Here is an 11183-nt window from a genome sequence, read left to right as displayed (position 1 = left end):
TACCCCCGTGCTTTTTGTTGCACGGGACCCACGGGTGCAACCAGCACCCGGCTTTCCCTGCGCCCTCTGATCGATGCGAGGGCGGAAACTGAAGCAAAGCTCGGGCACGTCGTGCTGCGAGAACGCGAACTCACATCCTCACGCTGTTTGAAATTTGAATCCGAACCCATCCCCGTCATTGCGAGCGCAGCGAAGCAATCCATAGTGCCGCTTGCGGAGAAATGGATTGCTTCGCTGCGCTCGCAATGACGGTGGAAAGAGTGGTGGCTCGCGCCACAACATCTCCCTGTGATTATGGGTCCCCGCCTTCGCTGGGGACGACATCGTAGGATGGGTAGAGCGAAGCGAAACCCATCGCGATGGAGCAAGCTGCGCGAATGACGGGTTTCGCTGCGCTCTACCCATCCTACGGAATCGTAGCTCCGCCTCACACCGGCAGCGCGATCGAGTACTTCACCTGGCTCAATGCAAAGCTCGACTCGATCGAGGCGATGCCGTCGAGCCGCGTCAGCTTGTTCTTCAGGAAGGCCTCATAGGAGGAGAGGTCGGCGGCGACGACGCGCAGGAGATAGTCGCGGTTTCCCGTCATCAGATAGCATTCCAGAACCTCGTCCCATTTCGAGATCGCGCGCGCGAAGCGGTTGAGGTCTTCCTCCTTCTGCCGCGCCAGCTTGATCGAGATGAAGACAGAGACATGCAGTCCCAGCGCCTTCTGGTCGACGGTCGCGATATAGCGCGTGATCACGCCGCGCTGCTCCAAAAGCTTCACGCGGCGGTGACACGGCGAGACCGACAGGCCGACCTTGTCGGCGAGTTCCTGCATGGTCATGCGGCTGTCGGTCTGCAGCAGGCTCAGGATCTTGCGGTCGATGGCGTCTAGCGCTGGCATTGGGATGAACTCGCAGTTTGGAGGCAGGACGTGGGAATTTATCCCAATCCTGGAAGGTATGTCGCAAGGATTTGAGATTTTTGCCGATGGCTCCCCCGCTAAAATCGGCGCATATTGAATCACGCCCGGAGCATGGTCATGGGAATTGCGCCCGCTCGCCTGGAACTGTTGTCCGCGCTGGCGCGGAAAGTGCTCTGGCTGTCGTCCTGGACGATCCATCACGCCAACCATATCCGCCCCAACGCCGATGGGCTGAAGGTCGGCGGCCATCAGGCATCGTCAGCCTCGCTCGCCAACATCATGTCGGCGCTCTATTTCTCGGTGCTGCGCCCGCAGGATCGCGTCGCCGTGAAGCCGCATGCGAGCCCGGTGTTCCATGCGATCCAGTACCTGTTCGGGCATCAGTCCCGCGAGAAGCTGGAGAATTTCCGCGGCTACAAGGGCGCGCAGTCCTATCCGTCGCGCACCAAGGATGTCGATGACGTCGATTTCTCCACCGGCTCGGTCGGGCTCGGCGTGGCGCAGACGCTGTTCGCCTCGCTGGTGCAGGACTACGTCAAATCGCATGGCTGGATGAAGGACCGGCCCGAGGGCCGCATGATCGCACTGGTCGGCGACGCCGAGATGGACGAAGGCAACATCTTCGAGGCGCTGCTGGAGGGCTGGAAGCACGGCCTGCGCAACACCTGGTGGGTGGTGGACTACAACAGGCAGTCGCTCGATGCCGTCGTGCGCGAAGGATTGTGGGCCAAGTTCGAAACCATGTTCCGCAACTTCGGCTGGGACGTGGTGATCGTCAAATACGGCAAGCTGATGCTCGAGGCTTTCGCCGAGCCGGGCGGGGAGGCGTTGAAGCGCTGGATCGATAACTGCCCGAACCAGATGTATGCCGCGCTCTGCTTCCAGGGCGGCGCCGCCTTCCGCAAGCATCTGCAGGACGACATCGGCGACCAGGGACCGGTCTCGGCCCTGATCGACCGTCGCAGCGACGAAGAACTGCTGGCGCTGATGTCCAATCTCGGCGGCCATGACATGGCGAGCATGATCGAGGCGTTCGAATCGATCGACCATGATCGCCCGGTCTGCTTCATCGCCTACACCATCAAGGGCGTCGGCCTGCCGTTCCAGGGCCACAAGGACAATCACGCCGGCCTGATGACGGTCGCACAGATGGAGAAGTGGCGCGCCAGCCAGAACATCCGCCCGGGCCACGAATGGGAAAAGTTCGAAGGCCTGTCGCAGGATCCGGCCGCGCTCGAAGCGTTCCTTGGCGAGGCGCCGTTCAACCGCGAGGGGCGTCGTCGGCTGGAAGCGCCTGAGATTGAGGTGCCGCCGCAGCTCGCCTTCAAGCCGTCGGCGCAGATGTCGACGCAGCAGGGTTTTGGTCTGGTGCTGAACGAGATCGCCCGCGGCGACAGCGCGCTCGCCGCGCGCATCGTCACGGTGTCGCCCGACGTCACCGTGTCGACCAATCTCGGCGCCTGGGTCAACCGCCGCGGCCTGTTCGCAAAGGCGGAGAACCACGATCTGTTCCGGCAGGAGAAGATCCCCTCCGCCTACACCTGGGAATATTCGCCGAAGGGACAGCATTTCGAGCTCGGCATCGCCGAGATGAACCTGTTCATCCTGCTCTCGGCGCTTGGGCTGTCGCACCAGATCAACGGCGAGCGGCTGCTGCCGGTTGGCACGCTCTATGATCCCTTTATCGAGCGCGGCCTCGATGCGCTGAACTATGCCTGCTACCAGGATGCGCGCTTCATGGTGGCGGCGACGCCGTCAGGCGTGACGCTGGCGCCCGAAGGCGGCGCGCATCAGTCGATCAAGACGCCGCTGATCGGCATCGGCCAGGATGGGCTCGCCGCGTTCGAGCCTGCCTTCGTCGACGAACTCGCGGTGATGATGGCTTTCGGCTTCCAGCACATGCAGCGCGAGGGCGCCGACGGCGGCTCGGTCTATCTGCGGCTGTCGACCCGCACCATCGAGCAGCCGCAGCGGATCATGACGGGCGAGCTGCAGCGCGACATCACCGACGGCGCCTATTGGCTGCGGCGGCCGGGGCCGAACTGCGATATCGTGGTCGCCTATACCGGCGCGGTCGGGCCGGAGGCGATCGAGGCGGTTGGCTTCATCGGCGAGAGCCATCGCGATGTCGGCCTGCTTGCGATCACCTCCGCCGACCGGCTCCATGCCGGATGGACCGCGGCACGGAATTTGCGCCGCGACCGGCGCGGCGTGCAGCATCTCAGCCATGTCGAAAAGCTGCTCTCGGCCCTGCACCGCGACTGCGGTCTCGTCACCGTGCTCGACGGCCATCCGGCTTCGCTCGGCTGGCTCGGCAGCGTGCGCGGCCATCGCGTCGAGGCGCTGGGCGTGGAGCATTTCGGCCAGACCGGCTCGATCGGCGACCTCTACCGCCACCACGGCATCGACGCCAACGCCATCATCGACGCCGCCGAAACGGTAACCGTCGGCGCCCCGGTGCGGCACCGCAAAATGGCGGTATAACGGATGTGTTGGTGTGGGGCGCGTCATTCCGGGGCGCGACGAAGTCGCGAACCCGGAATCCATTTAGCTGCGCGTATTGTGGTGAAATGGATTCCGGGCCTGCGCCCAAGCGGGCGCATCCCGGAATGACCGTGGAGGAGGCTTGCCACCATCGCGGGGCTGATCTTATATCCGGTATCCGCCGCCTGTCGGCGCACCGCATATGGCGGGTTCAACTCATCAAGCTTTCGTGCAAGGATGCCTGCCGAACGCTTCCGTTCTGTTCTCCATACGCCCCGCACAAGAGGTTTCCGATGGTCAACCGCCTGCAATTCTATATCGACGGCGCCTGGGTCGATCCCGTCGTCAAGAAGTCCACCCCCGTCATCAATCCGGCGACCGAAGAGGCGATGTACGAAGTGGCGCTCGGCTCCAAGGCCGACGTCGACAAGGCGGTGGCTGCCGCCAAGCGCGCCTTCGAGACCTATTCGCAGACCAGCCGCGAGGAGCGCGTCGCGCTGCTGACCAAGGTCGTCGAAATCTACAAGCGCCGCATGAAGGAGATCGGCGCCGCCGTCTCCGACGAGATGGGCGCCCCGCTGCCGATGGCGGAGAAGCTGCAGGCCGGCGCCGGCCTCGGCCATCTCATGAATACTTTAGAAGTGCTCAAGAAGTACGAGTTCGAGGAGACCATGGGCACCGCCGTGATCGTGCGCGAGCCGGTCGGCGTCATCGGCATGATCACGCCCTGGAACTGGCCCTTGAACCAGATCGCCTGCAAGGTCGCGCCGGCGCTCGCGGCCGGCTGCACCATGATCCTGAAGCCGTCCGAGTTCACGCCGACCTCGGCGCTGATCTTCGCCGAAATCCTCGATGAAGCCGGCGTGCCGAAGGGCGTGTTCAACCTGCTCAACGGCCTCGGCCCTGAGGTCGGCGCTGCGATGAGCGAGCATCCTGACATCGACATGATCTCGTTCACCGGCTCGACCCGCGCCGGCGTCGATGTCGCCAAGCGCGCCGCGCCGACCGTGAAGCGCGTCAGCCAGGAACTCGGCGGCAAGTCGCCGAACGTCATCCTCGACGACGCCGACCTCGTGAAGGCTGTGACTGGCGGCGTGATGCACATGTTCAACAATTCCGGCCAGTCCTGCAACGCGCCGTCGCGGATGATCGTGCCGCTGTCGAAGATGAAGGAAGTGGCCGCGATCGCCAAGGGCGTCGCCGACAAGACCAAGGCCGGCGATCCCCGCGGCGACGGCACCACCATCGGCCCGGTCGTCAACCGCGGCCAGTGGGACAAGATCCAGGCGCTGATCAAGAAGGGCATCGACGAAGGCGCAACGCTTGTTGCCGGCGGCCCGGGCCTGCCCGAGGGCGTCAACAAGGGCTTCTACGTCCGTCCGACCATCTTCGCCGACGTCACCAACGAGATGACGATCGCCCGCGAGGAAATCTTCGGGCCGGTGCTGACCATCATCGGCGCCAAGGACGAGGAAGACGCCGTCCGTATCGCCAACGACACGCCCTATGGTCTTGCGGGCTACGTCTCCGCCGGTACGGTGGAGCGCGCGCGCAAGGTCGGCCGCCAGATCCGCGCCGGCAACGTCAACCTGCAGGGCGTGCCGAACGAGCGGACCGCGCCGTTCGGCGGCTACAAGCAGTCCGGCAACGGCCGCGAATGGGGCAAGTTCGGCCTCGAAGAATATCTCGAGGTGAAGGCCGTCGCCGGCTTCAACGCGGCGTAAGCCTTTCACGACACTATTGCGGCGCCGGGGCCTTCGCCCCGGCGCCGTGTTTCTACCCGCCGAGCGCGCCTTGCGTGTTGACGTAAAGCGCATAGATCGACTGGCTTGCGGCCATGAACAGGCGATTGCGCTTCAATCCGCCGAAGCAGAGGTTGGCGCAGCGCTCCGGCAAGGCGATACGGCCGATCATGACGCCGTCGGGCGCGAAGATGACGACGCCGTCGAGTTCGGGATCGCCCATGCCCCAGCCGCACCAGAGGTTGCCGTCGATGTCGCAACGCATGCCGTCGGGCGTGCCCGGGCCGGCATCGACGAAGACCCGCTTGTTGGCAATCTTGTCGCCACTGGGCGCGACGTCATAGGCAAGGATCTTGCGGTTCGGTACGCCGCGGGATTCCACGATGTAGAGGATCTTTTCATCCGGCGAGAAGCACAGACCGTTCGGCCCCAAAACGCCCTCGGCGACGATGGTCGCTTTGCCGGTCTCGCCGTCGATCCGGTAGACGTTGGCATCGATCTCGGACTCGGCCTTGTAGCCTTCGTAGTTGCCGAGCAAGCCGAAGGTGGGATCAGTGAACCAGATCGAGCCGTCGGACTTCACGACAACGTCATTGGGCGAGTTCAGCCGTTTGCCGTTGATGGAGTCCATCAACACCGTGATCGATCCGTCATACTCGGTGCGCACCACGCGGCGGCCGCCGTGCTCGCAGGTGACGAGCCGACCCTGCCGGTCGCGGGTGTTGCCGTTGGCGAAGTTGGAGGGCTTACGGAAATTGCTGACCGCGCCGGTTTCCTCTTCCCACTTGATGATGCGCTGGTTGGGGATATCGCTGCACAGAAGATAACGCCCGTCACCGAACCAGACCGGACCCTCGGCCCAGCGCAGGCCGGTGGCCAGCCGCTCTACTGCCGAGAGCTTGAGCCAGTATTTCTCGAAGCGCGGATCGAGCGCATGGATCGCGGGATCAGGATAGAACGTCGCCGGACGCCAGCCGGCGGAATACGTATCGGACATTTGCTGTTCTCGTTGTGATGTTTCCTCGCGCCTCATTTTGCTATCATTGTCGGACACCGACCGCAAATCGGCTGAAACAACGAGGGAAGAAACGGGAGACGAAATGCCACGCATCCTGATGACCGGCGCGGCCGGCGGTATCGGCACCAGCCTGCGCAAGCTGCTGCCGCCGATCTATCCCGACCTCGTGCTCAGCGATCTCAAGACGCCGGCCGATCTCGGCGCAAACGAAACGTTCAAGGCTGCCGATCTCGCCGATCTCGAACAGGTCGAGGCGATCTGCGAAGGCGTCGACGGCATCCTGCATTTCGGCGGCTATTCGGTCGAGGGCCCCTGGGACTCTATCCTCCAGTCCAACATCATCGGCTGCTACAATCTGTTCGAGGCCGCTCGCAAAAAGGGTGTGAAGCGCGTGATCTTCGCCTCCTCGAACCACGCGGTCGGCTTCTATCCGCGCCATCACCGCATCGGTACCGATGTGACGGCACGTCCCGACAGCCGCTACGGCGTCAGCAAGGTGTTTGGCGAAGCTGTGGGCGCGCTCTATGCCGACAAGCATGGATTGAAGGTGACCTGCCTGCGGATCGGCAATTTTGGTGACAAACCGCTCGATCATCGCCGGCTCTCGATCTGGCTGAAGCCGGAGGATCTGGTGCAGCTCTGCCGCACCGGGCTCGAGCATCCCGGCATCCATTTCGAGATCTTTTACGGCGCCTCCTACAACGAGCGCGCCTGGTGGGACAATCACCGTGCCTACGATCTCGGCTACCGCCCGACCGGCCGCGCGGAAGATTTCCGGGAACATGCGATGGCTGAGCAGGCCAAACTGCCGCCCGATCCCGTCGGCGACTTCTACCAGGGCGGCGCGTTCTGCGGCATCGAGTTCGACGGCGACAAAAGCCGGGTCATCGACTGGAAGTGATGCGCTCAGGCATCCGACGTTGACAACGGCCGCCGCACTCCGTTAGTGCCCGCAACAAGACGAGAGGATGAAGAAATGGCTGAAGGACTGCGCAAGGGGCTGACGAGCTATGGCGACGCCGGGTTCTCCCTGTTCCTGCGCAAGGCCTTTATCAAGGCGATGGGCTATTCGGACGACGCGCTCGACCGTCCGATCGTCGGCATCACCAACACCTATAGCGACTACAATCCCTGCCACGGTAACGTCCCGCAAATCCTCGAGGCGGTGAAGCGCGGCGTGATGCTGTCAGGCGCGATGCCGTTCGTGTTCCCGACGATCTCGATCGCGGAAAGCTTTGCGCATCCGACCTCGATGTATCTGCGCAATCTGATGGCGATGGATACGGAGGAGATGATCCGCGCCCAGCCGATGGACGCGGTCGTTGTCATCGGCGGCTGCGACAAGACGCTGCCGGCGCAGATCATGGCCGCCGTCAGCGCCGATCTGCCGACGGTCGTCATTCCCGTCGGGCCGATGGTGGTCGGCCATCACAAGGGCGAAGTGCTCGGCGCCTGCACCGATTGCCGGCGGCTGTGGGGCAAATATCGCGCCGGCGAGATCGACGACAACGAGATCGAGGCGGTCAATGGCCGGCTCGCGCCATCGGTCGGCACCTGCATGGTGATGGGCACCGCCTCCACCATGGCCTGCGTCACCGAGGCGCTCGGCCTGTCGCTGCCGATGAGCGCGACCATCCCTGCGCCGCACGCTGAGCGATTCCGTTCGGCGGAAGCGAGCGGCAGGGTCGCCGCCGCGATGGCAAAGGCCAAGGGGCCGAAGCCGAGCGAGATTCTGACACCGGCGTCGTTCCGTAATGCGCAGGTCGTGATGCAGGCGATTGGCGGTTCGACCAACGGTCTCATCCATCTGACTGCCATCGCACATCGCTCGCCATACAAGATCGACCTCGAAGCTTTCGACAAGCTCGGCCGCGAGGTGCCGGTGCTGGTCGACCTGAAGCCGTCGGGCGAGCATTACATGGAGCATTTCCACCACGCCGGCGGCGTGCCGAAACTGATGGCGCAACTCGGCGATCTCATCGATCTCGATGCGAGGACCATCACCGGGCAGACGCTGCGCGAAGTGGTCGCGACGGCCGAGGAGGTGCCGGGGCAGGATGCGATCCGCTCGCGCCAGAATCCGATCAAGGCCGAGGGCGCCATGGCGATCCTGCACGGCAATCTCGCGCCGCGCGGTGCGGTCATCAAGCAGTCAGCGGCCAGTCCGAAGCTGTTGCAGCATACCGGGCGCGCGGTCGTGTTCGAATCCGTGGAGGATATGACGCACCGCGTCGATGATCCCGAATTGGATGTCACCGCCGACGACGTGCTGGTGCTGCGCAACGCCGGGCCCAAGGGCGCGCCCGGAATGCCCGAGGCTGGGTATCTGCCGATCCCCAGGAAGCTTGCGCGGGCCGGTGTAAAGGACATGGTGCGGATTTCGGATGCGCGTATGAGCGGTACGGCATTCGGCACCATCGTGCTGCATATCACGCCTGAATCCGCCGTCGGCGGTCCGCTGGCGCTCGTGAAGAACGGCGACATGATCCAGCTCGACGTCGCAAAGCGCCGCATCGATCTTCTGGTCGACGAGGCCGAATTGCAGAAGCGCCGCGCCGCGCTGCCGCAGCGGGCTACGCCCGACTGGGCCAAGCGCGGCTATGCGCACCTGTTCAATGAAACCATCCTGCAGGCCGACGAAGGCTGCGATTTCGATTTCATGCGTGTTGGCGGGAAGGAGTAGGACTCCAACCTATTTCGACTTGCTGGTGAATTTCTTCACAGCGATGCGAAATTCGTCCGATTGCATGCAGTTGATGATGGCATCGCGCTCGGCATCGAGCTGCGCCTGGATCGGCGTTGTCGGGGCGCGGTGGATCAAGGCCTTTGTCGCGGCAAGTCCAGCCGGCGCGTTCTGCGCGAGCCTCAGCGCGAACTCGCGCGTCGCGGCTTTCAGCTCGACCGCCGGAACGACCTTCGCGACGAGACCCCAATCGTAAGCCTGCGCCGCCGAAAAACCGTCCTCGGCCAGGAAGATCTGCATGGCCCGACGGGGACCGACGCTCGCGGCAAGGCCGACGGTGCCGCCGCCGTCGGGCGAGACGCCGATCTTGGCATAGGCAGGCGTGAAGCGGGCGTCTTCGGCCGCGATGCAGAGGTCGGCAACAAAGGCAAGCGACAGGCCGGCGCCGGCCGCCGAACCATGCACGCTCGCCAGCACGAGCTTAGGCATCCGCCGGAGCGTCGCAATGAAGGTGTGATAGTGCTTGAGCAGCTCGCCGACGACCGAGTTGACGTCATTGGCCTCAACTGCCGCGCCAATGGTTTGCAGATCGCCGCCGGCGCAGAAAGCGCGGCCTGCGCCTTCGATCACCAGCACGCGGATATTGTTGTTGCCCTCGACTTCAGCGCCAAACTGCTCGAGCTTCTTTGCGATTGACAGATCAATCGCGTTGAAGGCCGCCGGCCGGTTGAGCGTGATCGTGGCAATCGCGCCGTCGATGTTGAGCAGCGCCGGTTCGGTGGTAGTAACGTCGGGTGTCGGCATGAGGGGCCTCCCAGTCAGGGCGTTTCGGGCATTTAAGTCGCCGAGGGGAGGAGTGACAATCCCAGCCGCCCCAAAATGACGCCTTATTTCGTTTCGCCGCTGGAAACGCTCTTGCGTCGCGGCAAAGCATGGGGCCAAATGGCGCCCGCCATCGTCTGAGACGCGGACACGAGCGCCGCGAGGACAAGGCGAGCAAGCCACATCAGCGGAGAGAGGAAACGGCATGGGTTGCTCCTGTGCGTCTGCAAACGGACTGTCGCGATGACGGCAGGACCGGTGATCATCGTCGGCGCTGGGCATGCCGGCTTCCAGCTGGCAGCTTCCCTGCGGCAGGACGGCTTTGCCGAGCGCATCGCGCTCCTCAATGACGAAGGCCATTTGCCATACCAGCGGCCCCCCTTGTCCAAGGCTTACCTCAAGGGAACCGGCGGGCCGGAGACGCTGATGTTCCGACCAGGAAAATTCTATCTCGACCAGAGCATCGAGTTGATTACCGACCGTGCCGTTTCGATCGACCGGGTCGGGCGAAAGCTCACGCTCCATTCCGGCGCGCCGCTCGATTACGGTCACCTGGTGCTTGCGACCGGCGCGCGCAACCGGCTGCTCGATATCCCCAATGCCAATCTGGAAGCGGTGCGCTATCTCCGCACCCTGGACGAGAGCGAGGCGCTGCGGCATCTGCTCAAGCCCGGCCTGCGCGTCGTCGTGATCGGTGCCGGCTTCATCGGGCTGGAGTTCGCCGCGACCGCGCGCGCGAAAGGCCTCGAGGTCGATGTGGTCGAACTGGCGGGGCGTGTCATGGCGCGTGCGGTGACGGCGGAAATCTCCGACTATTTCCACTCGCGGCACACGACCACGGGTATCCGTATCCATCTCGGCGTTCAGGTCACGAGCATCGAGGCCGATGGCGCCAGGGTGACCGGCGTCAGCCTCAGCGATGGCCGGCATATCCCTGCCGACCTCGTCGTGGTCGGCGTCGGCGTATTGCCGAATGTCGAGATCGCGGCGGAAGCCGGCTTGCCGGCGGCATCCGGCATCATCGTCGACGAGCACCTGCTCACCTCGGATCCGAATATCTCGGCCATCGGCGATTGCGCGCTCTACAAGAGCGAGCGGTTCGGCGGCTCGCTGCGGCTGGAGTCGGTACAGAACGCGACCGACCATGCGCGCTGCGTCGCCGCGCGGCTCACGGGCAATGCCAAGGCCTATGATGGGCTGCCATGGTTCTGGAGCGACCAGGGACCGGACAAATTGCAGATGGCGGGCCTGACCACGGGCTATGATCGCGTCGTGGTGCGCGGTGACCGCGCGCAGGGGCAGTTCTCGGCATTTTGTTACCGCGACGGCCACCTCGTTGGCATCGAATCCGTCAACCGCGCCGGCGATCACATGTTCGGCCGGAGATTGCTCGGCGCCAATCGCTCGATCTCGCCGGAACAGGCGGCCGATCCAAGCTTCGATCTCAAGAGCGCATTGGCGTGAATTCGTAGGGTGGGCAAAGCGCAGCGTGCCCACCATCCCTTGCGGAGCGTAAAATGGTGG

General features: G+C 64.0%; 9 protein-coding genes. 6 read left to right on the top strand and 3 right to left on the bottom strand.

Annotation, left to right across the window (positions count from 1 at the left end):
* The coding region (locus OZ411_RS21620; protein ID WP_282529579.1) for a hypothetical protein at positions 1-249 on the top strand (249 nt) is incomplete at its 5' end.
* Between the two features lie 178 nt (positions 250-427).
* On the opposite strand, the gene OZ411_RS21615 is transcribed toward OZ411_RS21620, so the two are convergent.
* Positions 428-889 carry an Lrp/AsnC family transcriptional regulator gene (locus tag OZ411_RS21615; RefSeq protein WP_130584072.1) on the bottom strand — a complete coding sequence of 154 codons (462 nt, stop codon included), beginning with the start codon at positions 887-889 and terminating at the stop codon, positions 428-430.
* 138 nt (positions 890-1027) lie between these two features.
* On the opposite strand from OZ411_RS21615, the gene OZ411_RS21610 reads away from it, so the two are divergent.
* Both OZ411_RS21610 and OZ411_RS21605 read left to right on the top strand, forming a co-directional pair.
* On the top strand, positions 1028-3394 hold the full coding sequence (locus tag OZ411_RS21610) for a transketolase (RefSeq protein WP_282529578.1): 2367 nt from the start codon (positions 1028-1030) through the stop codon (positions 3392-3394).
* A gap of 293 nt (positions 3395-3687) precedes the next feature.
* A complete protein-coding gene (locus OZ411_RS21605) occupies positions 3688-5118 on the top strand; it encodes an aldehyde dehydrogenase family protein (RefSeq protein WP_282529577.1) in 1431 nt (476 codons plus the stop codon).
* Between the two features lie 52 nt (positions 5119-5170).
* On the opposite strand, the gene OZ411_RS21600 is transcribed toward OZ411_RS21605, so the two are convergent.
* Positions 5171-6133, bottom strand: coding sequence for an SMP-30/gluconolactonase/LRE family protein (locus tag OZ411_RS21600; protein ID WP_282529576.1), 963 nt, complete (start codon positions 6131-6133; stop codon positions 5171-5173).
* A gap of 103 nt (positions 6134-6236) precedes the next feature.
* Between OZ411_RS21600 and OZ411_RS21595 the strand changes: the two genes are divergently transcribed.
* Positions 6237-7055 carry an NAD(P)-dependent oxidoreductase gene (locus OZ411_RS21595; RefSeq protein WP_282529575.1) on the top strand — a complete coding sequence of 273 codons (819 nt, stop codon included), beginning with the start codon at positions 6237-6239 and terminating at the stop codon, positions 7053-7055.
* Positions 7056-7130: 75 nt separating this feature from the next.
* On the top strand, positions 7131-8837 hold the full coding sequence (locus tag OZ411_RS21590) for an IlvD/Edd family dehydratase (protein ID WP_282529574.1): 1707 nt from the start codon (positions 7131-7133) through the stop codon (positions 8835-8837).
* A gap of 9 nt (positions 8838-8846) precedes the next feature.
* Here the strand turns inward: OZ411_RS21590 and OZ411_RS21585 are convergent, their stop codons facing one another.
* Positions 8847-9641, bottom strand: a complete 795-nt coding sequence (locus OZ411_RS21585; protein ID WP_282529573.1) for an enoyl-CoA hydratase-related protein — start codon at positions 9639-9641, stop codon at positions 8847-8849.
* A 261-nt stretch (positions 9642-9902) separates the two neighbouring features.
* On the opposite strand from OZ411_RS21585, the gene OZ411_RS21580 reads away from it, so the two are divergent.
* Positions 9903-11123: an FAD-dependent oxidoreductase gene (locus tag OZ411_RS21580; protein ID WP_282529572.1), complete on the top strand. Its 1221-nt coding sequence runs from the start codon at positions 9903-9905 to the stop codon at positions 11121-11123.
* Positions 11124-11183: the final 60 nt, after the last annotated feature.

It is taken from the genome of Bradyrhizobium sp. Arg237L (assembly GCF_029990105.1).
Classification (GTDB): domain Bacteria; phylum Pseudomonadota; class Alphaproteobacteria; order Rhizobiales; family Xanthobacteraceae; genus Bradyrhizobium.
The sequence above is the reverse complement of the archived record's forward strand: the minus strand, read 5'-3'. Positions and strand labels throughout refer to the sequence as shown.